22 protein-coding genes and 4 tRNA genes are annotated in these 26,829 nt (G+C 47.0%); 8 read left to right on the top strand and 18 right to left on the bottom strand.

The features are described 5' to 3' along the window. Window position 1: 1 nt before the first annotated feature. The 11 genes from AABK39_RS18245 to AABK39_RS18295 form a co-directional block, all read right to left on the bottom strand. A complete protein-coding gene (locus AABK39_RS18245; protein WP_338392745.1) occupies window positions 2–1,267 on the bottom strand; it encodes an ArsB/NhaD family transporter in 1,266 nt (421 codons plus the stop codon). Then, window positions 1,268–1,807: a hypothetical protein gene (locus AABK39_RS18250; RefSeq protein ID WP_338392746.1), complete on the bottom strand. Its 540-nt coding sequence runs from the start codon at window positions 1,805–1,807 to the stop codon at window positions 1,268–1,270. A 174-nt stretch (window positions 1,808–1,981) separates the two neighbouring features. Further along, entirely contained in the window at window positions 1,982–3,130 is a 1,149-nt protein-coding gene (locus AABK39_RS18255; protein ID WP_338392747.1) for a 1-acyl-sn-glycerol-3-phosphate acyltransferase, read from the bottom strand. 107 nt (window positions 3,131–3,237) lie between these two features. Continuing rightward, window positions 3,238–3,729, bottom strand: coding sequence for a dihydrofolate reductase (locus tag AABK39_RS18260; protein ID WP_338392748.1), 492 nt, complete (start codon window positions 3,727–3,729; stop codon window positions 3,238–3,240). 51 nt (window positions 3,730–3,780) lie between these two features. Continuing rightward, entirely contained in the window at window positions 3,781–4,713 is a 933-nt protein-coding gene (fmt, locus tag AABK39_RS18265; RefSeq protein WP_338392749.1) for a methionyl-tRNA formyltransferase, read from the bottom strand. Window positions 4,714–4,875: 162 nt separating this feature from the next. Next, a complete protein-coding gene (locus AABK39_RS18270) occupies window positions 4,876–6,393 on the bottom strand; it encodes a hypothetical protein (protein WP_338392750.1) in 1,518 nt (505 codons plus the stop codon). Window positions 6,394–6,722: 329 nt separating this feature from the next. Then, window positions 6,723–6,807 (bottom strand) — tRNA-Ser (locus tag AABK39_RS18275). Between the two features lie 25 nt (window positions 6,808–6,832). Then, window positions 6,833–6,917, bottom strand: a tRNA-Ser gene (locus tag AABK39_RS18280). A 35-nt stretch (window positions 6,918–6,952) separates the two neighbouring features. After that, window positions 6,953–7,037, bottom strand: a tRNA-Ser gene (locus AABK39_RS18285). A gap of 31 nt (window positions 7,038–7,068) precedes the next feature. Then, window positions 7,069–7,153, bottom strand: a tRNA-Ser gene (locus tag AABK39_RS18290). A gap of 98 nt (window positions 7,154–7,251) precedes the next feature. Next, complete coding sequence (locus AABK39_RS18295) at window positions 7,252–7,677, bottom strand: acyl-CoA thioesterase (protein ID WP_338392751.1); 426 nt, start codon at window positions 7,675–7,677, stop codon at window positions 7,252–7,254. A gap of 338 nt (window positions 7,678–8,015) precedes the next feature. On the opposite strand from AABK39_RS18295, the gene AABK39_RS18300 reads away from it, so the two are divergent. The 6 genes from AABK39_RS18300 to AABK39_RS18325 all read left to right on the top strand — a co-directional run bounded on the left by AABK39_RS18300 (window position 8,016) and on the right by AABK39_RS18325 (window position 14,090). Next, window positions 8,016–8,261: a hypothetical protein gene (locus tag AABK39_RS18300; RefSeq protein WP_338392752.1), complete on the top strand. Its 246-nt coding sequence runs from the start codon at window positions 8,016–8,018 to the stop codon at window positions 8,259–8,261. 415 nt (window positions 8,262–8,676) lie between these two features. Continuing rightward, on the top strand, window positions 8,677–9,531 hold the full coding sequence (locus AABK39_RS18305) for a class II aldolase/adducin family protein (RefSeq protein ID WP_338392753.1): 855 nt from the start codon (window positions 8,677–8,679) through the stop codon (window positions 9,529–9,531). Window positions 9,532–9,812: 281 nt separating this feature from the next. Further along, entirely contained in the window at window positions 9,813–11,306 is a 1,494-nt protein-coding gene (nhaC, locus tag AABK39_RS18310) for a Na+/H+ antiporter NhaC (RefSeq protein ID WP_338392754.1), read from the top strand. Window position 11,307: 1 nt separating this feature from the next. After that, the gene (locus tag AABK39_RS18315; protein WP_338392755.1) at window positions 11,308–11,895 is read left to right on the top strand and encodes a 3'-5' exonuclease; all 588 of its coding nucleotides are present in this window, start codon (window positions 11,308–11,310) and stop codon (window positions 11,893–11,895) included. A 387-nt stretch (window positions 11,896–12,282) separates the two neighbouring features. Beyond that, entirely contained in the window at window positions 12,283–12,648 is a 366-nt protein-coding gene (locus AABK39_RS18320; RefSeq protein WP_338392756.1) for a T9SS type A sorting domain-containing protein, read from the top strand. A gap of 188 nt (window positions 12,649–12,836) precedes the next feature. Beyond that, a complete protein-coding gene (locus AABK39_RS18325; RefSeq protein ID WP_338392757.1) occupies window positions 12,837–14,090 on the top strand; it encodes a hypothetical protein in 1,254 nt (417 codons plus the stop codon). Window positions 14,091–14,153: 63 nt separating this feature from the next. On the opposite strand, the gene rpiB is transcribed toward AABK39_RS18325, so the two are convergent. The 4 genes from rpiB to AABK39_RS18345 form a co-directional block, all read right to left on the bottom strand. After that, window positions 14,154–14,594 carry a ribose 5-phosphate isomerase B gene (gene rpiB, locus AABK39_RS18330; protein ID WP_338392758.1) on the bottom strand — a complete coding sequence of 147 codons (441 nt, stop codon included), beginning with the start codon at window positions 14,592–14,594 and terminating at the stop codon, window positions 14,154–14,156. Between the two features lie 100 nt (window positions 14,595–14,694). Beyond that, window positions 14,695–15,531: a twin-arginine translocase subunit TatC gene (gene tatC, locus AABK39_RS18335; RefSeq protein WP_338392759.1), complete on the bottom strand. Its 837-nt coding sequence runs from the start codon at window positions 15,529–15,531 to the stop codon at window positions 14,695–14,697. Between the two features lie 190 nt (window positions 15,532–15,721). Next, complete coding sequence (locus AABK39_RS18340) at window positions 15,722–16,987, bottom strand: cation:proton antiporter (protein ID WP_338392760.1); 1,266 nt, start codon at window positions 16,985–16,987, stop codon at window positions 15,722–15,724. An 84-nt stretch (window positions 16,988–17,071) separates the two neighbouring features. Continuing rightward, complete coding sequence (locus tag AABK39_RS18345) at window positions 17,072–17,902, bottom strand: universal stress protein (protein ID WP_338392761.1); 831 nt, start codon at window positions 17,900–17,902, stop codon at window positions 17,072–17,074. A gap of 177 nt (window positions 17,903–18,079) precedes the next feature. Here AABK39_RS18345 and AABK39_RS18350 point away from each other — a divergent pair, with 177 nt between their 5' ends. Continuing rightward, the gene (locus AABK39_RS18350) at window positions 18,080–19,561 is read left to right on the top strand and encodes a glycine--tRNA ligase (protein ID WP_338392762.1); all 1,482 of its coding nucleotides are present in this window, start codon (window positions 18,080–18,082) and stop codon (window positions 19,559–19,561) included. 153 nt (window positions 19,562–19,714) lie between these two features. On the opposite strand, the gene AABK39_RS18355 is transcribed toward AABK39_RS18350, so the two are convergent. After that, complete coding sequence (locus AABK39_RS18355) at window positions 19,715–21,025, bottom strand: hypothetical protein (protein ID WP_338392763.1); 1,311 nt, start codon at window positions 21,023–21,025, stop codon at window positions 19,715–19,717. A 658-nt stretch (window positions 21,026–21,683) separates the two neighbouring features. Between AABK39_RS18355 and uvrA the strand changes: the two genes are divergently transcribed. Continuing rightward, entirely contained in the window at window positions 21,684–24,563 is a 2,880-nt protein-coding gene (uvrA, locus tag AABK39_RS18360; RefSeq protein ID WP_338392764.1) for an excinuclease ABC subunit UvrA, read from the top strand. A 78-nt stretch (window positions 24,564–24,641) separates the two neighbouring features. Here uvrA and AABK39_RS18365 read toward each other — a convergent pair whose 3' ends face one another. Together AABK39_RS18365 and AABK39_RS18370 are read right to left on the bottom strand one after the other, a co-directional pair. Beyond that, a complete protein-coding gene (locus AABK39_RS18365) occupies window positions 24,642–25,442 on the bottom strand; it encodes a carbonic anhydrase family protein (protein ID WP_338392765.1) in 801 nt (266 codons plus the stop codon). Between the two features lie 60 nt (window positions 25,443–25,502). After that, window positions 25,503–26,693 (bottom strand): zinc-dependent metalloprotease, encoded by a 1,191-nt coding sequence (locus AABK39_RS18370; RefSeq protein ID WP_338392766.1) that lies wholly within the window; start codon window positions 26,691–26,693, stop codon window positions 25,503–25,505. Window positions 26,694–26,829: the final 136 nt, after the last annotated feature.

A 26,829-nucleotide genomic window follows, 5' to 3' on the forward strand; every position in this document is an offset into this window, starting at 1 on the left:
TTCAGGGAACCAACGATCCACCTTCCATTAAGCGGATCCAAGCCAGAAGAATGACGAAGGAAAGGACGGAAACAGGAATGCCGTAGCGCATAAATTCCTTGAACGAAATCCGGACATCGTACTTTGCGGCTGCGTTTGCCACGATTAGGTTGGCCACACTACTGGTAAGCAAAAGGTTTCCTCCGAATGCATTGGCAATGGCGATCACATAGCCCGTCATAGCCTCTTTTATCTCCACAATCTGGAGAATCAGAATAAAACCGGCGGCGTTGTTCATCAGGTTTCCCGCAAAACCTGTGAGCAACGCCGTCACTGATTTTGACTCAGGATTAATTCCTTTAGAGTTCAACCAACTGTAAATATCCTTCGGCAATCCCGTTTCGTTCAGCGCCCCCATCAATACAAACAGCCCTGAAAAGAGTATGAGCAATTGCCAATCCACCCGATTCAATATTTTTCTGCTCTTGATACTCGAATTGATCAGAATGATTCCCGCCGCGACCAAAGTGCTAAGGTATCTCGGAATATCGGTAAAATAAGTGGCGATCAATAAAACGAGGACAAGCACACCTTTTCTAACCAATAGGGGATTTATCGCAATCGTCCGCTCCTCGGCAAGCCCGGCTTCGGCATTATTTTCAGCTACCAGATCTTTCCTGCTTAGACCGCAGACAACGAAAAACGCCACCGCCAGAGACAACAGCGACGGAACGGCACTCCATGCGGTATATCCTCCAAAATTCAAGTTGGCCACCTGACCGATCACCACGCTTTGCGCATTGCCGATCAACGTCAACGAGCAACCGATATTACTGGCCAAAGCCATCCCGATAAGAAAAGGAGCTGGACGGTATCCCGCTTTCAGAAGCGCTTTGGTAATAACCGGCGTAAAGACCAGACAGACCACATCATTGTTGATTAATGCCGATAACAAGCCCGAAGAAAACATCAGCAAAGCCAAAAACACCCGTGGAGAAGCCGTCTTCTCTGCGACTTTGGAAGCCAAAAGTCTGTAGAAACCGGCCAGATGAAGTTGTGATGAGATTGTCATCAGGCCAAAAAGAATCAGCATCGAAGGGAAATCGACGGACTGGATAGCTTTGGGCAGACTAATGGAACCCGCAACCAACAAGGCGATCATACCGATAAGCACAATCGCCGAGCGGTCGATTTTCAAATCACCGAACTTTCCCAGAATCATCCCGAGGTAAACGACGGCGATGATGGTCAGGGTAACGATATGCGGGGCCGGTACGCCTACGCTCATTTATTCGGTCATATTCGGAACGTTCTTATGTGAACCCGGAATGGCCAGTGGCGTGATATCGCCTATAGTGTAGATAGATCCGTGGAAGCCCGGCTCATACAATGCGTCACCCTCGGGTTTTTCGTTGGGAAAAGTCTGCCATTGTATGCTTATCGCTTTTACGGGGTATTTGTCCATCACTTCCCGAGCCATCTTTCGTGTTATGATCTCCCACTGCTCATCTTTGGGCAACTTCTCCGAAGGTTGGATATATTTTATGCAGGTAGTCCTCACTTTCCGGTAATCCGGATAAAGCTTCTCGTTGTGGCTATCGTATTTATATTTCACAAACAGGTTTACCTTTTGGCCTCCTTGCCTTTGCGTTTTCCTATTCAATACCTGAAACATGAACTCCATGCACTCGTCCAGAGATTCCGTCGGTTGCTCATTTGACGAGAGCCGAACGCTTGCCTTTCTTTCATCGCAAGACGAAAGGCTTATCGCCACCATCAAACCCACTATTAGAAAAAGACGTTGCGATGTCTTCGTAAAGATGTCCATTTGCACTGTTGTCTTGGTAAAACTTAACGCCCCACTCCCTTAAGAGAGGATCTATTGTTTTCAACCAAAACGGTAGAGGATGGTTAGATTCCAGCGAAAATCGGCACCTCGGAAAACAACAAACCCGCCCAAGAGTCTTGAGCGGGTTTAGATTTCTTATTTCTTCCGAAACGGTTATTTCTTCGCCACGGCCTTCAGGTGGTTCACTGCTGGATTTGAGAACAGCAACAGAATATGCGGAAGAATCTCATCACGCTCCATGCCCGAATCAGCCACTTGCTCATTAAGGTATTTCTCGAATCGGCTAACGTCTTCGTCAGTATATTTATCGGCGTGGGCTTTGTCCCCGTTTACCATATCCAATGCGATATAGTTGGATGGCCAAAGCCTAAGATTGGCGTGGATTTCCCTGTCGATCGCCTCAATCAGCGTGTCGTAGAATCTGTTCGGGCCTTCGTCCGTCACCACTTCGTCGATAAAGTCAACGATATGGCGACCAAACGAAATATGGACTCTGCCTTTCTCGCCAAGAATACCCTGCCTCATGCTGATAATATCCTCGTGCTCGCCTTTGACATACTCCTTATTGATCGCTTTCATAGCCGTTTCCTTCGCCTTAAGGCCGGCGCAAGGAATAAATTCGTATGAAATCCCGAAAGGCAGGACATTCAGATCCATAAAGTTTTTGCGCAGGTCTTTTCCTCCGCTGAGGTTGACCATCTTCAGCACGCTCGATTGTGTGGTATCATTGCCGTCTTTGGCGCGGCCTTCGCGTTGGGCCAGCCACACCGAACTGTTTCCGCTTGTGATCTGATGGCGGATATAATTCGAAAGCCTTTTGGAATGCATCAGCAACTCGCGGGCGGAAACGCCTCTGGTCACCATAAAACTTTTGTTGAGCTTCACGACATCGCGCACCAACGGGTTCTCCAGAAGATTGCTTCCTATGGCAATCTCGCAAGTGTCAGCCTCGGCCTCGTTCAGGAAAAAATTCAGCAGACCAGAATCCAGCACAATATCTCGGTGGTTCGATATAAAAAGGTGCTTGTCGCCGTCCAACGCCCGCTCGCTGTTCTCCACCGTAAAACCATCCGTAGTGGTATGGATAATATTCGCCAAAGCGTAAGCGATCACGTAAGTCTGAAACTCCTTGATTGTAGTCGCTTGGGGAAGCATTTTGTTAACGTACTCCTTTTGGTCGTCTCCCAAAAATGCGTCAACAGTCTGAATGAACTCCTCATGTTTGAGCAGTTCCTGAATCACGTCATAGGCCTCGTGGTCCCGGTAAGGCCTAATCTCTTCGAAATCATTAATATCTATCATTCGGTTCCGAATTTTGTATTGGAACAATGGAAAAAGTCTCTAGGCTTTAACCAAGCCGAAAATTACGAAACTATACAGGAAACTTTACTAGAAGCCCGGCATATTCGTCATTTTTTCAAAAATGTAACAAAGCTGTAAGCGTACGGGTTTTTCTCGTCGGCTTCGTGATCTTCCCTGGATATTTCTTTCCAGTCATCGGCCAAAAGGTCAGGAAAAAACGTGTCCGCCTCAAAAGTGGCTTTCACCTCCGTCAAGTATATTTTATCCGCCAATGGCATGGCCATCTCGTAAATCTGCGCTCCGCCAGCTAAAAAGACCTCGTCTTTACCCAATTCCCGGGCTTTCTCAATCGCCTCAGCAACGGAACTGGCCAAAAGGCATCCTTCGGCCTTATATTCCGAATTTCGGGTCACGATGATCGTCGTACGGCCCGGCAGTGGTCGCCCGATGGACTCGTAAGTCTTACGGCCCATCACCATAACGCCACCCATGGTGGTTTTCTTGAAGAACTTTAAATCGGCGGGCAAACGCCAGATCAAATCGTTGTCTTTGCCAATGGCGCCGTTTTCGGCGCGGGCCACAATGATGGAAACAGTCATTTTATCGAAAAGTAAAGATGTCGAAAAACGGCTCGGTAACTTCTGCCGAGATTAGAGTTTGTTGCCTCTCAGGAAATCCTCCACACCCATACGGCGCTTGCCCGGAGCCTGAAGTTCCTTTATGTTGATATATCCGTCGAGAGTTCGGATTTTCAAGAACTTTTTCCCATCCGTTACGAACTCGCCCGCTTTCTTGGAGTCTTGTTCGCCTGAGCTTTCTTTTTCCGTGAGAAAAACTTTATGCGTTTTTCCGTCCTCAATACTGTCCGTCCAAGCGGCAGGATAGGGGGAAAGGCCTCTGATAAAGTCATAAACCTCGGCTGTCGGCCTATTCCAGTCGATCTTGCACGTTTCCTTGAATATCTTCGGCGCATGCTTAATCTCGACGTTTTCGGGCTGAGGAACCGGATTAACGGAACCGTCGGCCAGCGCATCAACAGTGCGAGTCACTAAGCTCCCGCCTTTTTCCATCAAGCGCGCATACAGCGTGCCTACGTTATCGTCTTCGTTGATCGGTTCCTCTACCTGCAAAAGAACACTTCCCGTATCAATTTCATGCTTGAGCAAGAAAGTGGTCAGGCCAGTTTTCTTCTCTCCGTTAATAATCGCCCAGTTGATTGGCGCTGCGCCACGGTATTGGGGCAATAGCGAAGCGTGCAGGTTGAACGTCCCCATTTGAGGCATAGACCACACCACTTCCGGAAGCATCCGGAAAGCCACCACCACTTGCAGATCGGCTTTATAAGAACTGAGTTCCTCTATAAACTCCGGAGCCTTGAGCCTTTCGGGCTGAAGAACGGGGATGCCTTTCTCAACGGCATAATCCTTTACCGGAGTAGTGCCCAACTTACGTCCACGGCCTTTCGGCTTGTCGGGAGCGGTGACTACGGCCACTACATTATATCCGCCTTCCACCAAAGATGCTAATGACGGCACGGCGAACTCCGGCGTACCCATATATATGATTCTCAGATCCTTATTCATATCCCAGATAATTTTGAACGCTAATTTACGCCAAAGGCCTGTATTTTTCAGAAAAAATAAAACCTATTGGGATAGCAACCGGACTTTAGGGGAAGTAGTTGAATCAGGCACAAGCCAAAAAACAACGGGGCGACCATTTTTAGATGATCGCCCCGTTCAATTTTATTTCGCTACCAAGTCCGTCAAGGCCTCTTTCCTGACCTCCTCGCCTTGGTGACTGCTAATCTCAGTCCCTTCAGGCGTATTGATTACCAGGTTTTCAAAGCTAAGAAAACGCTTTTTTAGATCGTCCCGAATTCTTTTGTCCCGAATTCGCTGATAAAAACTTTTATAGCTTTTTCTAGCTTCAGGATACAGCTCTCTCTTTTTCAACAAATTCCGAAAGACTCTACCATACATCAAATCCGCCGTATAAGCGTCCAAGTCGGTAGCGGCTACAAACGTGTCGACAGAAGCGACATCATCCCGTAGGCCAGCATCCATAGCGCCCAATTGTCCAAAAATAGCGAAGGCAATCCTAGCTTTCGCAAATTGCCTGTACTGCGAGATACAACCGCTCGGCTCCAAGCGCGCTTCCATACTTTCCAGCTCTTTCTCATAAAGCGTCTTCAGCGAAGCTCTTGTTGCTTTATTGGACAGATCCACCTTATTCCCCAATTGGGTTTTCACGGAAAGCTCCGCCAATTGAAGATCCAAAGCTTCGGAAAACTTATCCGCATCATGGCTAAGACCGGATGTCTTACCAATCAGCTTCGCCTTGTCTGCATCGCTAATATCAAGAAGCATGTTTCCACCCGCCTGAACGATTACCCGATAAGTGTCCTTCCCGGCATTTACGATCAATTCGGCCGGAAAATCCATATCCAGCCCCACTATCGCCTCACCGTCCCTAACGCTAATCGCTTTTTTAAAATGCCTGTCCGAATAAAGTGAATTACCTTTAACAGAAATCTCGTTTAATTGTCTTCCTGCCAGTATATAAAGCTTGGTATCGTCCTCAGGCCTTACGGAAGACGTAAGACCTCCCTTATTCGGAACGTAAAGACTGTTTGGAATGATATTATCAAACTGACGCCAAGTCTGCTCCCCATTTTTTCTCAACATAAGCTGTTCGGCTCTGGAAAGCCAGCATACAAAACCGGCTTTATTCCCTTGGGGATCGACCATTGTGACAGCATACTTCCCGTCATCATACTCCACCTTCTCAATAGAGCTTAATCCGCCAGGACTCAAAACCTGTCCTTCCCCAAAACTAAAGCACCAACTTTTGTCCGGCCCCGTTGTATACCAATTTCCCAACAATGCCTTGGGCAATGCGCCTATAATCTTACGCTGAGGCTCCCCTTGATTTCTGTAGGCCTTCGGTCCATTTCCTCCAACCGCTTCAACATAGCCGTCAACCGCACTTTTTCTGACAAACAATTCTCCCGCTTCGTGCCGAATTAAATATGACGCTGAGCCAATAGCCCATATGCCAGTATTTTTCAGACTTTTCCCGGCCACGCTAACTCCACTTGATCTTACGGACAACATGGAGTTATCCACGTCGCTAACCCATCTCCCCGTTCCGAAGTCTCCCAAAAAAACACTGTAGTCTAGCTTTACCTTTTCCGTTTGGGCAAACAAACAAACGGGCAAACAAGCCAAAACAATAAGAGCTAAGGATTTAACTTTTGTCATAATGTACGTAATGATGTTTTTCCTTTGCGAACAAAAATGTGTCCACACAAGGATCTATCTACCCCAATAGATTCCATAAATGGTCTGACAAGACACAAAAACGACTTGCATGATGACTTACAGACAACATATAGACACAAAAAAAAACTAAATGGTGGTATTTGGCTTCAAACTTAACTAAGAATATTCCCCGACGCACTATGTTTAGTAAAAAAATCACCCGATTATGACAATAACATGATAAAAGCCGTAAAGAAGGGAGATTCATACTGAAATAAAAAAGTCATAAAATGCAAAAATCCCGAAACTTTCGCCTCGGGATTTCTCAGCAGAGAGTGAGGGATTCGAACCCCCGGTGCCTCACGGCACAACGGTTTTCAAGACCGCCGCATTCGACCACTCTGCCAACTCTCTGGATATGGTCTTTACAAATAAGGAGCAGAGAGTGAGGGATTCGAACCCCCGGTACCTCGCGGTACAACGGTTTTCAAGACCGCCGCATTCGACCACTCTGCCAACTCTCTAAAATATCTTTCACTCAAAAAGGCCTAAGCCTTCGCAGAGAGTGAGGGATTCGAACCCCCGGTGCCTCGCGGCACAACGGTTTTCAAGACCGCCGCATTCGACCACTCTGCCAACTCTCTAAGATATTTTTTTATGGTCAATTTCCCCTTGCAGAGAGTGAGGGATTCGAACCCCCGGTGCCTCGCGGCACAACGGTTTTCAAGACCGCCGCATTCGACCACTCTGCCAACTCTCTGTATTTTCTCTTAAGGGACTGCAAAGGTAAGAGGTCTTCCTTTAATGTCAAATTCCGGGCAGGAATTTTTTCGTTCCATTGCCTCTAAAAATCGTTCCTCACCCCTTTGGAGCCACATTTTCGAAGAAAGGGTAGAAGAGTTTCAGGATATTCTCGGGCGCTTCGGTAGGCTTTCCTGTCCGCATGTCAACGAAGACCAGTGTCGTACGTCCCAAGTTGATTTTCGTCCCGTCCTCTTTGTACACTTCGTACTCAAACTTCAACCTTACTCCCGGTAATTCTCTCATAATTACCTTCACCGTAAGCAAGTCGTCATACCGGGCCGGACGGATATATTTTACGTTCGCCTCCAACACCGGCAACATCACGCCTTGGCGCTCCATATCCCTGTAAGCCAAGCCCAAATCTCTCAGCGCCTCGGTTCTGGCCTCTTCAAAATACGCCAGATAATTGGCGTGGTACACATAACCCATCTGGTCCGTTTCGGCATACCTTACCCTTATCTTCCTTTCGTATACAAACATGTTTCTGTTAGTTTCATTTTAAGTAAAGTCCTAAGACTTCGCACGCAACACAATTCGGACAAAACTACCCATTTCATCGCTCAGTCCATAACTCTAAGCATTCAAAATACCGCTGGGTCGGCCTCTCAAAATTCCGCCGTTCCAGATAATCATCTCGGCTAAGAAGAAGGATCTGTTATCCTGAAAATAAAATAATCTTACCGAATACCACTAATGTAAATAATCTATTAATTTAGTTTCAAAATCACATTTTAACGATTAACCTTTTTATATTTGCGCTGGTTGAAGAGCTGGTATTTGAGAGAAAATCATTTATAAGCATCAAAGAGAAGACAAAAATGTCGAACCAAAAAGCCAGGCCCCATCTCTCGCTAGGCGGACAAGAGCTCATCCAGATATCGAAGTTACCGATGAAGCAAATCCCAAACCTTATAGATTGGCTTCCGGACACCCGTTTCGTGTCCATTACCATGAACGGCACATCATACCACGATTTTATCGAATATAGCGAATACGAATTCTGGTACGACGTATATTTTGACTACGAACATATGGCCGGTTACGGACCTAGCGATGAATTTTAATCAAAGTCGTTTCCTATTTTTTCAAACTTACTCGCCTCGTTAGGCCTTTACTATTCGCCTATCGACCTTTTGGCGTTTCCTTTATTTTCTTCTTGTATACCCTCTCCAAATACTTTTGGCCACTGCAGGAGGTTGGATCCCATATATTACCGACATACCGACGTAGGAGTTTGAAAAGTCGGCTTACCCAAGCGCTTATCTTTTTGCCAAAACGAAATCTTTATAAATACGAAACCCCTTAGGCTTGACATTTTAGGCTACATCGTTTTAAATTTATAAAAAATTAGCACGGTGTAGCACAGTTGATGTTCGCCGGACCGTATCTGGAAAGCGTTTCTACAAACTGAAAGTAACGCATGCGAAAACCGCTTCCAGTACTTTTTCAAAATATCATTACGCTTTACCGCACATTCCCATGGAAAAATCCAGCGATTGGAAGATCACCCCAAAAGTTCCCGATTTCGAGTATAAATGGACTCCCGGCTCAGACCCGATCACACGGGACGAAGTCGAAGAATTCTTTCACTCCGCCCCGATCAGGGAACTTAAGGAGCGCATGTGCCTGATCGGAAAAAAAATGTGGACAAAGGACTTTGTGGACGGCAACGGCGGAAACATAACCATCCGCGTCGGCGACAACTTGGCGCTTTCTACACCCACCTTGATTTCCAAGGGATTCATGACTCCAAATGACATTTGCCTGGTCAACTTGGACGGCGACCAAAAAGCCGGCTCAAGACCGCGTACCAGCGAAGCGAAAACCCACTTGGCGATTATGAAAGCCGTTCCCGAGGCCAAATCCTGTATTCACGCCCATCCGCCGCACTCTACGGCCTTCGCCATTACGGACACCATTCCGCCAACTGGCCTTTGCTCTGAACCGGACATATTTTTGGGCGAAGTAGGCACTGTTCCTTACGCCACTCCTGGCTCGAAAGAAATCGGTGACCTCGTAGCCGCCGCCGCTCCGGACCATCAGTGTATTCTGATGCAAAACCACGGTGTAATCGTGTGGGGCAAAGACGTTGAGGACGCTTACTGGAAACTCGAAAACCTGGACGCCTTCTGCCGTACATTATTGCTGGCTACGCAACACGGCGGAACGCTTAGAAGAATGAGCCCGGAGAAAATCAGAGAGATTATCGAAATCAGGAAAGTTCTTAGTATGAGAGACAAAAGAGAGGACTGGACGGATGAACAACTGCTGGATTACGGAGGCTTTAAAGGTGCCGAGATTTTCCAGATGAGAGAAGAAGAAAGCCAAGCCTAACGGCCAACAAGATCATTTACGGATAAGGAGACCGGCCCGACAGGCCGGTTTTTTGTTTTCTGGGCCTAAGCATTTCGTAAAATAATACCCAAAGGCACCCGTTACAACGAAGCGGACAATATGCTGAAAAGTCAGTGAAAAATGAGGAGCCAGACGCACTTTATCCGGCTTTTCCTTTCACAGCAAGCTTAAAATTCATATTATCAAAACGTTTTTGCCAAATAAAATTTGGACAACTTTCCGATTTATAGATTTAAGCGACCCAGAAACACAACGAATAGATGACGAAAACACCCAAAAAACCCACTTTGCTACAGGCGCTCATTCCTATCATAGTGCTAATCGCTATGTTGAGCGTCAACGTTCTGCTTATGTTCAAGGACGACGCGCTTAGCGGATCGAACCAGATTATACTCTTGTTCGCCGCCGCCGTTGTAGTCCTAATAGCTATGAGCAGGCTTGGCTACGACTGGGAAACGATACAGGACGGCATAGTAAAGACTATCTCCACCGCCATGCCTTCAATCCTCATCATGCTGATGATCGGTGCGCTTACGGGTACTTGGCTGATTAGCGGTATTGTTCCGGCCATGATTTATTACGGTTTGGACTTTCTGAACCCTAAAGTATTCTTACTTGCCGCCTGTGTTATCAGCGCCATCGTATCTATGGCTACGGGAAGCTCTTGGACCACTATCGGTACTATCGGGGTCGCTTTATTAGGTATCGGAAAAGCTTTGGGCTTCTCGGAAGGCATTGTGGCCGGAGCCATTATTTCCGGCGGATATTTCGGCGACAAATTGTCCCCGATGTCAGAAACCACCAACTTGGCACCCGCCGTAGCCGGAACGGATCTGTTTACCCACATCCGCTCCATGATGAAAACGAATATCCCGACATTCTCCATCACCATAGTCATCTTTACTATTCTAGGCTTTATGTACGACGCCGGTGAGGTCGTCCATGGCCCAGAGGTGTTACAGGCTGCCTTGGCTTCAAAATTTGACATCACGCCGTTGCTCTTTATAGTGCCGGCTTTCGTGTTGGTTCTTATAGTTAAAAAAGCTCCGGCGCTTCCCGCCCTGTTTTTGGGTATGCTTCTGGGTTGTGTATTCGCCGCTATTTTCCAACCTGGCATTATCGCCGAAATCGGAAAAGGAATTGTGGACGGCAGGGAAGTTAGTTCGCTTACCGCTTCGGCCATCGGAGCGTTCCAAGCCATGTTCGGCGATGTGTCAATTACTACTGACAATGCCCAAGTCAACGACCTGCTCTCATCAGGAGGCATGGCCGGTATGATGAACACAATCTGGCTCATTATTTGCGCCATGGTATTCGGAGGCGCCATGGAGGCGTCCGGGATGCTCAGCCGCATCAGCGAAGCAATTATCAGCAAAGCGCAGTCTACAGGATCACTGATCACATCGACCGTCGGATCATGCTTTTTCTTCAACCTTACGGCCTCTGACCAATACCTGGCCATTGTCGTTCCCGGCAAAATGTTCGCCGACGCTTACCGCAAACGCGGGATAGGGCCCGAAGTTTTGAGCCGTTCGTTGGAAGACGCGGGCACGGTGACATCGGTGCTTATCCCTTGGAACACCTGCGGCGCTTACCAATCGAATGTTTTGGGAGTCGCCACGTGGGCTTACTTGCCTTATTGCTTCTTTAATTGGCTGAGTCCGATTGTTAACATTATCTTCGGGTACCTCTTCGTCAAAGCGAAGGAAGCCGTCAATCCGGGAAAAGTAGCCGTGGAAAGAGTAGAAGACTAATATGAGATTCCAGACAGATATCAGCAAGGACGAAATCAATGACATGCCACTCTTGAGATACGAGGGCAAAGTAACGCTGGTCAACAACCCGGACCAAGTGGTGCCGGCATTGGAAAAGATCAGGCAACACGATGTGGCGGGTTTTGACACCGAAACCCGGCCGGCGTTCAGAAAAGGCCAACGCTATGATGTTGCCCTGGTACAAGTCGCCATTCCCGGCGAAGTGTTCCTTTTCCGGCTAAACAGCACCGGCCTAACGCCAGACCTTGCTGAATATCTGGCAAACAGATCCTTTAAGAAAGTGGGGGTAGCACTCCACGACGATATCAAGGACCTCAGAAGACTCCGGGATTTCTCTCCGGAAGGGTTCGTAGAACTCGGCGACATGACCAAAGTGCTTGGCATAAAGAAAACCGGACTCAGAAACCTCGCGGCCATCATATTGGGCGGTAGAGTTTCAAAAAGCCAACAGACAAGTAATTGGGAAAAGCCGGAACTTACCGAAGGCCAGATCAGGTACGCGGCAACCGACGCTTGGGTTTCTATCAGGATTTACGAGGAACTCCTAGAGGAAAAACTGGCGGAATAAAGATAACGCCCATAATGGCATCTTTAAGAAAGCGGAGACAGGGATCTCCGCTTTTTTTGTGCCTATAAACTAACTCGGCACTTTGCTTCCACAACTCTTGTCTAACTCCATTTCCGCAATCGTTTTCGTAGCGAAAAGCTCTTGCTTTGGTCTGATTTTTTGAAAAAAAATTGCTTACCCTAAATTTTTCCACACTAGACAAAATAGTACTCTCCCTATTGCGAACTTCGCAAAACAGCCCCTCTTTTTAAAACCCTTCATGAGAGCTTTATTCATCAAAAAACCTATTTCATTGCAAATATCACACTACTTAGCGTTAATGATTTTTAATTTCGCAATTAATCACTGTATCTTTGTATCACAAACAAACCGAAAAACCACAAATAAATGAAGATTATGAAAGCGATTATTTTAACCCTCACAGTATTATTTTCAGTTACGGCGACTTCTTTCGCAGGAAACGGTGAAGCTACAGAAAAAGACCAGAAAGTCACTTTGATCCGCTTCCCGCACAAAAGTAAATTCAAAGTGCTTTACTTAGGCGAAGGACAGGACAAAGTAAGCGTGAAAATCTACGACAACGCAGGCGAATTGATCCACACAAACAACGTTCGCAGTAAAGCCTCATTCCTCCGTACTTACAACCTCTCTCAGCTTCCGTCGGGCAGTTATAAAGTGGTAGTTAAGGACAGTGAAGGTGTTCACACTGAAACGTTCAGCACATCAGCTCCAATGTTTATGGCTAAAAACTAAGCCGTACGTCCCAAAGTTAAATTCCCTAAAACAACCAATAGACGACCCGACAGGCAATAGGGCCTGCTCGGCTTTGAAGGCGAAAGCCTTCTTTTTTTGCCTAATATTTTCTAATCGCACTTTTCCATTCACGCTTATCCTCCTCAAAGCGTAAAACCTATCTTTCCCTTGCCTGTTTTCTCTGCACTGTGTTCCAAACAAAGCAACGCCTCCCGAAAAAACAAGCCAACCCGAAAAACGGAGCTTCGGCCACGCCAATCCAACGAAAAATCGGTTTTGAATTCGAAGTCGGGGATTGGGAAGTTTTTAAGGTGAAAGAAGGGGCCGAAGATCTCGCTAGGGATAGAAACCACCCGGAATGCCGCCTGCCACTTGCCCACAAAGACGTCATACTTTCCGGCGAAGGTTTTGGTATGACCGGCGACGCCAGCCCGGGCTTTACGGATATAGAATACGTCACAGAGCCGTTCGAGGAAACGGACGAAGGTCTTGAGCGCCTCAGGAAAACGATGGCGGGTATTACAGCCTCGGCTACTGCTCTCCATCATTTGGCCCAAGAAAATCCTAGCGAATTAGTCAGAGCGTCTTCTCTCGGTCAATATGGCGATGTAAAGCTCCCAAATTCACTTATCGATGCCACGACACCTCCACTTATGAAACCCCAGTTAACAGCTGGCGTAGGCTTACGCCATATACCGGACTTGCTTAGGCTTACAGGGCTTTCGGCTAGGGAAGACGAAAAAACCAAATCCGAACTTTCCCTTTTCCGCAAAACCTTAATCGACCACAAACCAGGCATGCATCCGTTACTGAAAGAAGAGGCTTACGTTTCTCACCACACTACGGCTTTCTGCGCTTCTTCATTAGAAAACATACTTTCCACTCCTCCAAGCCCGGAATTGGTCGCTTTGGCATCTTTGATTCGGGTTTATATCCTATCCGCTATAAGGATGCCTTTTTATTACCCAAAAAGCGCTTTGGCGATTATGGCAAGGACTGATTTCGCACAGATGTTTAGGCTTTTGCCTCCACAAGAACAGGAAGCACTTAAAGCAGAGAACGCTTCGCTTTTTGTAAAGGCAATGGAAAACTGCCTTCCTTTTATAAATCTGAACAGCCCTATTTTCGAAAATGGGGTCAGAAAGGAACAAAAGGAAGCACCAAACAAAACTCTGGAAAGACCTCTGAAAAAAGAATGGATTCGCAATATTCCTTTGGGTGTGGACTTGCTCACGCAAAAGTATTTCCCAATGCCTGAAAAAGCATCGGAACTCGACACAATTGGCTCTTGGCATGAGCGAACGGAACTTCTCACTGACGGAACTTCCGCACCTATTTTCGAGCTTAGGAGAATGGCAAATGCAGAAACAATAGAAGAGTGGGGAGCTATAGCCGAAATGGCTTTTGAGGCCATCAGGAGCCTAAAAAGGGATAAAAAATAAAGGTCCCGCTTCTTTGTCAGAAACGGGATCTTTAGCGGAGCTAATGTTTTTCAATTAACAGATTCAAGAGCAGGCAATCTTGCTCACTCTAGTCTCATGGCGTCCGCCCTCAAATTCCGTAGTAAGGAATGTCTCGGCCATAGCCATCGCTTGTTGGCGGGCAGTGAATCTAGCGGGAATACACAACACATTCGCATTATTGTGCTGACGCACCAACTGAACGATCTCGTTGTTCCAGCAAAGGCCGGCGCGTACGTTCGGGTATTTATTCGCCGTCATGGCTACGCCGTTTGCGCTTCCGCAAATCAGGATTCCGGCCTCAAACTCGCCGTCATTGACTCCTTTGGCCACTTTATGGGCAAAGTCAGGATAATCAACCGACTCTTCGGTCATGGTTCCGAAATCGGTTACCTCGCATCCAGCGGCTTCAAGCTGTTTTTTGATAGCCTCTTTGTACTCCGGCGACGCATGGTCACCGCCAATAGCGATTTTTTTGAAAAGCATAGTGCTTAAGTATATTTCCCCGCTCCGTTACCGAACCGGGGGTTTTAGTTATGATTACAGTCTTTAAACGCTTCCGGAGAGACTTTCTTCTTCCGGCGAATTAATATTCGTCATCATGGTGCGTAACCGCAAGCTCTTGCTTATTCTTTCTGTGTACAAAAGCCGAAATGTGGATCCCCGCCTCATAAAGCACAACCAAAGGCATGGCTACCAAAACCTGACTCATTACGTCCGGAGGAGTAAGGATAGCCGACAGCGCCAACATCACTATAAACGCGTGTTTCCGGTAAGCTCGCAGAAATTCCGGCGTCACGATTCCGGCCTTCGAAAGGAAATAAACCACTACCGGCAACTGGAACATAATGGCGCAAGCCAAAACCAGACGACAGATTGTGGATATATAATTGGTAAGGTCGATTTGGTTAACGATACTGGCGTCGACCTGATAGTTCGAAAGAAAGTTAATCGCCAACGGCGATACGATATAATAGCCGAACAAAACCCCCGCAAGGAACAACACGCTCACGAAAAACACGGCTCCGCCCGAAGCTTTCCGCTCTTCCTCATAAAGCCCGGGGCTAATGAATCGCCACACTTCCCAAAATGCGTAAGGAAACGCGCACACGATGCCCACCACAAACGAGGCCATCAAGTGTGTGGAAAACTGTCCGAACATAGTCCTGTTCTGGATCTCAAACGGCAATGCCTCGATACAGAGTATCGGCGATCCCATTTTCTCCCCCAATTCACACAGCATTCTGTACGTCCAGAAATCCAGACGGGAAGGCGCCAGCAATATTTCTCCAAAGATAAAATCCTTCGCCAAGAAAGCGATGACGGCGAAAACGACAATCGATACCGCCGCGCGGACCACATGCCATCGCAGTTCTTCCAGATGTTCCAGAAATGTCAATTCGTGCTCTTCTGTCTCCGCCAATGTCCTATCAGTTTAAGTTCAAACAATTGTTCCCATTCCTGTAACGCTGGATTGGGCATTTTCCTCAAAAATAATAAAAAAAAGTACGGCAAGCCCGCTTTTTTAGCCTAACGAAAACAAAGTCAGGCCCTGAAACAAGTCCGCCCGCTTCCTGTAAGAAAGCGGGCGGAAATACCGAAGGAATAATACGCTAGCGTTTTCGTATCATTCTAGTTTTGTTGGTTTTCGCTAAAAGGTTTTTCATAGTAGGAGCGGACAGCACAATCGTCACGATCACCATTACCACAATCGCCACAAAAAGTTCTTTGTCGATCAATCCGGCCTCCAACGCTATAGTTCCCAAGATTACTTCCAAGGTTCCGTGCGTATTCATACCAAAGCCCACGGCCCAAGACTCCCGCTTAGCCATTCCGCCCATTCGCGCACCCATAGCGGCTCCGCTTACTTTGCCCAAGAAGGCCAAAACAATCAGCGCCAACACCAAAGGCAAATTGAAACTCGCGATAAAGTTGATATGCAAACCAATGGACACGAAGAATAGCGGAGCGAATATATTATTCACAAACTGGTGAACGATTTCTTTCGCTTTCTCGGAAAGATTAGCCGAATCGCCCAAAGCAATGCCCGTAATAAAAGCGCCGAAAATGGCGTGGATACCAATATATTCCGTAAAAGCGGCCGAGATAAAACAAACCGCCATCGAAAGCGACAACAATCCGCCCGGCCAAGCCAAACGTTTGTTGACCCAAGGCAAAATCCTATCGATAATTCCCCGGCCAATAGTCAGCATAAACAGCGTGAAGCCCAAGGTCAAACCGATGGTATGCCCTATACTCAGCTTTTCCGGATTTCCACCGTCGAGCATACTCAGGATTACAGAGAATATCAACCAGCCTAAAATATCGATAATCATAGCCGAAGCTATGATAAGCATTCCCATCCTGGTTTTGAAGATATCAAGGTCCATCAACACCCGGGCTATCACCGGCAATGCCGTAATGGATAATGTGGTTCCGATAAACAGAGCGAAAACAAAGCGCTGATCCTCGTTCACAATTCCGAAAAACTCGGGAAAAGCGTAAGAACCGATAAATCCCAATCCCAGCGGAGCGAACAGCGACAACAAACTGACATAGACGGCTCGTTTGCCTTGCTCCACCACCAGGTGAAGCTCCACTTCCAACCCCGCGATAAATAACAGCAGAACTACCGCTATCTGGACAAAACCGTCCAAAACCGTCGCCGAGGTTCCCTCCATAGGGAAAATATCGGCGAAAAGTTCGGGAGAAATCGCCCCCAACAGGGTAGGGCCCAGCACTACGCCGGCCAATATCTCGCCCACTACGCCCGGTTGCTTCAGTTTTCTGAACATCTCGGCCATCAGCCGGGCGGCAACGAGCATGATGCTCAACTGCAATAGCAGGTTTATAATTTCATGATGATTCAGTTTTTCCATGCAAGAAAAGCTTATATGTGGTCGCCACGGAGTGAGGCATGGCGGACAATTGTTTAGGGCAGGCCGACACCGGCTTGTCCCGTTTTAGTGGACGATGAGCAAATTGGACGGAAGATTCGACATGATATGCTCCAGATCACGACGGAAAATTCGGTCCCAAAGACCCATCTCACGATCCATTCCCTGCATTACCAGCAAGTCGGCGTGGCTTCTCCGCACGAAATTCGCCAATTCGTGCCCCGGCTTTCCGGCGGTCACTTTAATATTGATCCGCAGGCCTTCCGTATCGATACGCTCAAGCTTGCGATGGACTTCCTGAATCTCCTGGTGTACGATATGCTTACGAGTTTCGCCGTATTCGTTTTCGGAACCTTCGCCCGCCACCACCATGCTGAGGCTGTAAAGCGAAATTTCCCTTACGATGTGTACAATTCCGCTATTCTCCACTTTAGCGAGTTCGCAACCGTCCATCAAGGCCTTGCGCGGGGCCGGACCAGCGCCAGCTTGTATCACTATTTTGGAAAAAGGCTTTGGCTTTACGGAAGGTTCCGTAAGCATAAGCACCGAGCAGTTGGCCCGACGTAAGATTTTTCTGGCTATCGAACCGATATAATGCCTCACCAGATTTTCTTTGGTCAGGGCTCCAGCCACCAACAGGTCAACGTTCTCACTTATACACACGGAAAGGATAGTGGTTGTCGTAACCCCTTCTTTCCAAATGAGTTCGCAATTGTTCTCGTCAAGACCGGCCTTTCCCATCACTTCGTGAAGATACTTCTCATCACGTTCATTATGGCGCCCCACATGAATCAGCAAAAGTTCCGATTCAAAAACTTTCCTTAGACGAGCGGCCTCGAAGACCATGGCCTCGCACCGGGGCGAAAAAGCAACAGCCACCGCTATTTTATTGTACATACTGCACTCGGTTTCGGTTAGAGGTAAAAACACCCGGAACCCGCCAGGCCCGGCTTTTTTCCTTCCAATATAATTATTTCGCAGGTATTATTCGGTTCAAAAAACGCTCCGCCGTAAAAAATATGGGACTTTTGCCGTTATAAAAGTTCCTGCGCTTTTCATTATATTTGGACCATTATGGCGAAGAACGATAAAAACCAAGATAACAACCCGTTGAAGAAAATCATCGCGCATGCGAAGGAATACGGTTTCGTATACCAGTCAAGCGAGATTTATGACGGATTGCAGGCCGTGTACGACTACGGTCCTTACGGCGCGGAGCTGAAGAAAAACCTCAAGGACCTCTGGTGGACCAGCATGACCCGCCTGAACGACAACATCGTGGGCATCGACGCCTCGATCTTTATGCACCCGTTGGTGTGGAAGGCTTCGGGACACGTTGACGGCTTCAACGACCCTATGATCGACAACAAGGACTCGAAGAAGCGCTACCGCGCCGACGTTCTGTTGGAAGACAAGGCGGCCGAGTACGAAAAGGCCGGCGAGCAGGACAAAGCCGACGCTTTGCTCAAGGAAATGGGACGCCTTTTGGAGGCCGAGGAATTGGACGCCGTACGCGAGCTGATTGTTAGCGAAGGCATCGTTTGTCCTATTTCGGGAACAGGCAACTGGACCGAAGTACGCCAATTCAACCTTATGTTCAGCACGCAGGTGGGCTCTGTAGCCGAAGACGCTTCGGAGATTTACCTCCGTCCGGAAACGGCCCAGGGTATTTTCGTGAACTTCTTGAACGTTCAGAAAACGGCCCGTATGAAGATTCCTTTCGGCATCGCACAGATTGGTAAAGCTTTCCGTAACGAGATCGTGGCTCGCCAGTTCATCTTCCGCATGCGCGAATTCGAGCAGATGGAGATGCAATTCTTCGTACGTCCGGGCGAAGAGCTCAAGTGGTTCGAAGCATGGAAAGAAAGCCGTATGAAGTGGCACAAAGTGCTCGGTATTCCTGAGGATAAACTCCGCTTCCACGATCATGAGAAATTGGCTCACTACGCCAACGCCGCCGCCGACATCGAGTACGACTTCCCGTTCGGATTCAAAGAAGTGGAAGGTATCCACTCTCGTACAGACTTCGACTTGACTCAACACCAAGCGCTTTCTAAGAAGAAACAACAGTACTTCGATACTGAAATCAATAAGAACTACGTACCGTACGTTGTCGAGACCTCAATCGGCGCCGACCGTCTGTTCTTGATGACTTTGGCCAACGCCCTCGTGGAAGAGGAAGTAGGCGAAGGCGACAAGAAGAAAATGCGTACCTACTTGAAGTTCCACCCGGCTTTGGCTCCCGTAAAAGCGGCTATCTTCCCATTGACAAGAAAAGACGGTTTGCCGGAAAAAGCGAAGGAGATCTTCAACAGCCTGAACTTCGACTTCAATCTGATTTACGAAGACAAGCAAGCTATCGGTAAGCGTTACACCCGTCAGGACTTGATCGGAACGCCGTTCTGTATCGCCGTCGACCACCAGACTTTGGAGGACGACACCGTGACCATCCGTCACCGCGACACCATGGAGCAGGAGCGTATCCACATTAGCGGGCTTCACGGCTTCTTGGCCAAGTCATGCTCTGCTAGCGAAATTTATAAGCAATTGTCATAAGAACATAATGTAAAGAGCTCCTTTACGATGAGACATAAATAAAGCGATTCCAACTTGGAGTCGCTTTATTTATTGCTAACATGGAAACCCACAAGCACAAAAAAAGGCCGAAAGAATAACTCCGACCTTTTTTCAACACCGCAAAAGCGGTTGTTATTTAATAGCATTCACTACAAATACAGCTACGCCTTTACCAACTTTTTCTGTTTGCTCGTTCTCAGTTTCTACAGTAAACACTGTTTCGCCTTCTTCAGTCGGTTTGTAAACGTAAGAGAATGTGCCTTTAGAAACATCAATTGTCAAACCGGACTCACTCTTAGTCAGCACTACGTCGCCTTTCTTCAAAACGATTGTTTTCAAATCGTAAGGAGAAGTTACCGTTCCGCTTACAGTCGTTTCAGAACCTACCTTAACGGTAGCGCTCAATTGGCTGTTTGCGAATGTAGTGGTCGCACGGGACGTAGCCACGATGATTGGGAGTTTTTTCTCAGATTGGTACTGAACACCTTTGTAAGTAGCTTTCGCTTTGGCAGTGATCACAATGTCAGTCCCAACAGCCTCCTCAGCGAAAGTTCTCTTGATACTGATTTTGTTGTCTTTGTCTACACCAGAAGCGATCTCTTCGTCGCCCAAGAAGAATTTCACCTCGTCAATGGTAGCACCTTCAAGAACAGAAACAGATCCGTCTACGGTAGCTTCAGTGTAAGCAATAACATTCTTTTTATCATTGTCACCGAAAGTGATGACAGGATTCTTAGTGAGGATAGACGCCACAAATTTCACAGAATCTTTTCCGTCTTCTTTAGAGCCTTCATTAATCGCTTGGATAATGAATTCAATATTCTTATCTCCCTCGGCGGTTGGACGCTCGTATTTGAATGTCTTGTTTTCCAAGTCAATTGAAGTAGCCGGCAATTCTACCAACTTCTTGTCTTCAATAACCGAAATGCTTGCAGAAGTCAGCGCAGTCGGGCTCCAAAAGCTCCCCTCTAATACAAGCTTATCACCTGCTATGATACTAGAAGTGTTTGCTCCGCCCGCAAATTTCACAATTGGTTTCGCATGTTTCACAGTTACAGAAATCTTCTGTTTGATCGGCTGGTCGCCAGAAATATCTGTAATGATTGGCTCAAACTTAATAGTCTTGCTTACATCGGAAGTTTTCGGAGTAAAAGAAAACTTGATAGAATCTCCCCCTTGAGTGATCTGCTCCTTAGTAAAGCTCTGAAAAAGCTCACCATCTTTCAGAAAATCGATTTTCTGAATCATGTCAACTTTAGCAAAAGTCCCTTTAAACTTCACCTCATGTCCGTCCTCAACAGTTTTTTCATAAAAGCTCATAAAAACAGATGGTGACAAATCTTCAACCCCAGTCAACGCCTCATCATCATTATCACATGAAGTTAAAAATGCAGAACCCACAAAGAGTAAACTGAAAAACCAAAAATAATCCTTTTTCATCATTTTGAAATATTTGAAAACAAACAATTATTAGTGCCAAAAAAGGCAATGAACTATCATTATAATCAAATATATTAACATGTAACGTATTTACCAACATAATTTAAGGCCTAAAAGTAAACTATATATGAACAATAAATAATATGAGTGTGTGTATTTATACAAATTAAAATTATAATTATTCCAATTAAATAGAAGGGAAAACAGATTCACAAGACTAACCCCTTCACCACTAACACATTAAACAAACAACAACATTAGAGATTTATATGAAATATTTAACACCTAAATTGTACGGATCAGAGTAGTTAAAAGTGAAAAAAATAGTATTTGACAATTCACAAACAACGGCATAACAAACATCCAAACTCTCCGACAAGATACCATATCGTGAAATCCATGTGTCGGGATCAGGAAGACTCTCTAAAAAATCGCTGGAGCTTCTTCGATAAGCTTATTTACTACTACTCTAATTAGCCAAACAGAAATCCGAAAGCACCCACATAAAACAAAACCTGAAATTTACTTTAAAATTTAGCTTAAAAGACACTCCTCTTCACCGGTTTATCATTACATTTGGCATACTGACCAAAACTTGTAGCGTATAGATCCCTCGACGCTAAAAGCCGAGGCTCCAACCAAATTTCTTCAACTACACAGGATGACAACGGGAAACAAGCAGAAGACAATTGACGCCACCGGATTCGAGAATCTGGAAATATACGGCGCCCGCGAACACAACTTAAAGGACATCGATGTCACGATGCCCCGCAACAAGTTGGTGGTGATAACCGGCATCAGCGGTAGCGGAAAATCTTCTCTGGCCTTCGACACTATTTACGCCGAGGGCCAACGGCGCTATATGGAGAGTTTCTCGGCTTACGCCCGTTCGTTTATGGGCGGTATGGAGCGCCCCGACGTCGACAAGGTCAACGGCCTGAGTCCCGTAATTTCCATCGAACAAAAAACCACGTCGAGAAATCCGCGCTCCACTGTCGGCACCGTCACGGAAGTCTATGACTTTATGCGATTGCTCTACGCCCGTGCCGGCGAGGCGTTTTCCTACAAGACCGGCAAAAAGATGGAGCGCCAGTCGGAAGACCAGATTATCGAGCGCATCCTAAAAGACTACGACGGTCAGAAGCTCACTATCCTCGCCCCGGTGGTCAAAGGTCGGAAAGGTCATTACCGGGAGCTTTTCGTGCAGTTGAGCAAAAGCGGCTATTCCAAAGTCCGTGTAGATGGAGAGGTATTGGATTTGGTTCCCAAAATGCAGGTGGACCGCTACAAGATTCACGATATCGAGGTGGTAGTTGACCGTGTTATCGTCAGGGAAAAAGATCATTTTCGCATCGGCCAATCGGTGGGGACAGCCCTGAAGCAGGGCGAAAAGCTGATGATGACACTTGACGAAAACGGCGATGTCCGCCATTTTTCGGAGCTGTTGATGGATCCCGAAACAGGCATCGCTTATGACGAGCCCGCGCCTAACACGTTCTCTTTCAACTCTCCGTACGGAGCCTGCCCGAAGTGTAACGGTCTGGGCAAAATCGAGAAAATCACCGTCGAGTCAATAATCCCCGACGACAAGAAAAGTATCAAAGCCGGCGGACTTGCTCCGTTGGGCGAATACCGCGACATCTGGATTTTCAAATTGGTAGAGCATCTGCTCAAAAAGAAAAAACTGAAGCTGACCACTCCGATCAAGGACATTCCGCAAGATGTCATGAAGGAGATCCTTTACGGCACGAAGGAGCCCGTTCCGGTACCGAGCGTAAAATATCCCGGCGAAAATTGGAACGCCAAATTCCAAGGCGTCATAAGCTTTTTGGAAAAACAACTCGAATCCGAATCGGAAAAAATCCAGCAGTGGGTCCGCGATTATATGGTTGTGTCGGAATGTCCGTCATGCCACGGCGCCAGATTAAAGCAGGAATCGCTCTGCTTTAAAATCGCCGATAAAAATATCGCCGAACTCGCTACATACGACCTTGGAACCTTGGGCGAGTGGTTCGACAATGTGGAAACCAAGCTTTCCGACAGGCAGAAGGTCATCGCGACGGAAATTCTCAAAGAAATCCGTAAACGTTTGGGCTTTCTGCTTGACGTAGGTTTGGAATACCTGAACCTTGACCGACCTCTGAAAACCCTTTCGGGTGGCGAGGCGCAACGTATCCGTTTGGCAACACAAATCGGAACGCGTCTGGTCGGCGTACTTTATATTTTGGATGAGCCTAGCATCGGCCTCCACCAACGCGACAACGTTAAGTTGATCAAAGCTCTCCAAGACCTCCGGGATTTGGGCAACAGCGTCTTGGTAGTAGAGCACGACAAGGACATGATGCTCGATTCCGACTACGTGCTGGACATCGGCCCGGGGGCCGGAATTCACGGCGGAACGATCGTCGCTTCTGGTTCTCCAAAAGAATTCCTAAAACAAGGAAGTATCACGGCGAAATATCTAAACGGCGAGATGGCCATCGAAGTGCCGGAAAAACGCCGTAAAGGAAAAGGGGAGTCGCTGATACTGAAAGGAGCCACTGGCCACAACCTCAAAAACGTGACCGCCGAATTTCCTTTGGGAAAAATGATCTGCGTTACGGGCGTTTCCGGATCGGGAAAATCCAGCCTTATCCACGAGACTCTTTACCCAATTCTGAACCAAGCGATTTACAGAGGCAAAAAACAGCCTTTGGATTATGCTTCGATTGACGGTCTGGATAAAATCGACAAGGTAATCGAAGTAGACCAGTCGCCGATCGGGCGGACGCCACGATCAAATCCCGCCACTTACACCAGCGTATTTACCGAAATCCGAAGCCTGTTCGCCAACCTGCCCGAAGCCAAAATCCGAGGCTACAAGCCCGGGCGCTTTTCTTTTAACGTAAAAGGCGGACGTTGCGAAAAATGCGGCGGAGCCGGCAAAGAACTTATCGAAATGGACTTTCTGCCGAACGTACACGTCGATTGCGACGAGTGCAAAGGCAAACGCTACAACCGCGAAACGTTGGAAGTCCGTTACAAAGGAAAATCCATCTCCGACGTGCTGGACATGACCGTGGAAGTGGCTGTGGAATTCTTCGAACATTTGCCAAAAATCCAGCGCAAAGTCAAAACGCTTAACGATGTCGGGCTTGGGTATATTACTCTTGGCCAACACGCCACCACGCTCTCGGGCGGAGAGGCACAACGGGTAAAACTAGCCACGGAACTCTCCAAGCGCGACACCGGCAAAACGCTTTATATCTTAGACGAACCGACTACCGGCCTTCACTTCGAAGATATCCGCCATCTGCTGGCCGTACTCGACAAATTAGCGGACAAGGGCAACACCGTCTTGGTTATCGAACATAACTTGGACGTAATAAAAGTAGCCGACCATATCATCGATCTTGGGCCCGAAGGCGGCGCTGGCGGCGGCACGATAGTTTGCCAAGGGACACCGGAACAGGTTGCGAAAAACAAGAAAAGCTACACGGCCAAATACCTCAAGATGGAACTTGACGAGACCAAAAGGCTTAAAAAGAAAAACCGGAAATAGGCAACTGAGTAGGAAGCAAAAACGGCCGAATGATTTCGCATATCATTCGGCCGTTTTGTTTTTATCTGAAAAACCCGATCACTCACTGTCGACCATCCGCCCGTACATACCCTGTACGTGCCTGGCGTTGTTTCCTTCCAGCCGGTTGATTTTCTGGATCTGCTCCGGAGACGCTTCCTGAATCACCTTCATTATATGCCAGTTCACACTTTCCGTAAACGGGGGAGTGGTAAGCGACCCTTTGTAATAATAAAAGTGGCTCGACTTTCCACCCACTTCCATTAACAAATCGCCCATCTGAACCGAACCCACCGGCAACATTTGTTTCACATGCTCTTCCGTAGGGATTTTGTCGATGAAATCTTTCAGGAACGGATTTTCCTTACCCATTTTAAAAAGTATCCCGATCACAAGATATTCCGGCTTGTCCTGATCCTGATTTTGCAGACTGTTCACGATATGCATTTCCATCGGAAATGTCACACCGTCGATCAAATGTTCCGAAGGCGTATGGAAATGAAGCTGCACAAAATCATAAGTCTTCCCGTCAGACTCCAAAGTGCTACCTTCCTCAAAATTAAGCTGCACGGTATGGCCCAGATTCTCTACAGATTCAAATTTATCGTTAAAATGAAGCGTAATATGATGCTTGCCATCATGCTCCGTATCCGCCGACAAGATATTGATCGGCGACTGCAAAAGCCCGTGCCCAAGCCCCGGAAGCGTATACCCCTGCACCTTTTCGCCTTTATGCTCTCCGGGCGCCTCCATCTTGACCATATTACTCTCTTCAGTCTCTTTTTCCTCCTCCTTCTTCTTCCTTTCCGATTCGCAACCGGCAAAAACGGCTAGCGCCATTATCATCACAAAGACTTTCATACTCTTGGCTAATGGTTTCTCTCAAAACCAACACCTCAGCCTAAGGTTGTAGGCAACAGCTTACTTTTTCACAAAACGGAGGATCTCTCCTTCTTCCGAAAAGCCACCCAACCTCTTTAATCGAAGCACGTATATTCCTGGAGCCAGATATGATATATCTTCCTCGTGGCTGTTCCCTTCAGCCTCGAAAGTACAAACCTCATGGCCGGAAGCGTCAATCACTTGCGCCAAACTACGGGGCAATCCGCCCGGCTTAACTATTCTCAATCGATTACCGACTACAGGATTCGGCGAGACTCTCGCTTCCGTCCCCAAATTTCCGGAACCTAATATCCGTTTTACCACATGACTTACCTGCTCGGCCCTGTATTGTGTAAAAACGGCTTCCATACGTTCTAACTGATTAGGCGTGAAACTTTTCCTACACCAATACGGCGAATATGACATTATATTATTCACATCCGGGTTATACGCTTGTCCCAGTTCATCCAAGTCCTCTCCATTATAAATGCACTGCCCATTGGAAGTGTTAGCGTATCCGAGTTTCGGGTCAGCGGGAGTGTCACAAACGAAGTCCCCGGCCTCGGAGCAATTTGACCCGTTAACCAATTCCTTTCCTTTAGATGTCTCATGAGTATGAAAAAGGCCGAAATAATGCCCCAACTCATGCGCCAAAGTGTTTTTGGTAGGAGAACCCGGAGTCGAACTGTTAACTAAGCACGACCGGGCCATAAATACGGAGTTGTACTTATCTTTATCAGCATCAGAAACATCTCCCGAGATTGGAAAAAAGGCAAAACCGCACACCGCTTTTCCACTACTACTAAGCGTATTTGCAACGATAATATTTACCCGATCGCTTTGCCGGTACTCTACCGTTTTCGAAAAATCCGTTTGATGATTGTAGTTAAAAAGCTCCGAATCTGTGATTCTTTCCACATTTGGGTCCAGTGTGAAAGTGAACGGACTTTCCTCAAAATAGCTATTCAATGACTCCATTGCGGTATTTATTTCTTCCAAAGAAGCCGCTTTGGTACCCGAAGAGCTTTCCACTACCCAAAACTTTAGAGGAATCTCGTATTCGGTATCCAAAACTCTTACCCGCGCCTGCACCAGATCCAAAGGCTTGAATTCGAATTCATGATCCACTTCACCGCATGGCGCTATGTCAACGCCCTGCGCAGATAACCTCGTGGTGCCGATAAGAACAGCAATCAAACCTAACAGTATTGTAAAAATCTTATTTCGCATATTTTTCTGTGTAAAAAGCAGTGAACCCCAATCCGTTAAACCATTGAACATATGATATACTCAGCTCATTTGGTAATGAAACTGAGAATTTATAATACTGTCTGCTGAAAAAATAAAAAAACCGCCAAGAATGCTC

Origin of the sequence: Fulvitalea axinellae, from assembly GCF_036492835.1 — a bacterium.
Taxonomy (GTDB): domain Bacteria; phylum Bacteroidota; class Bacteroidia; order Cytophagales; family Cyclobacteriaceae; genus Fulvitalea; species Fulvitalea axinellae.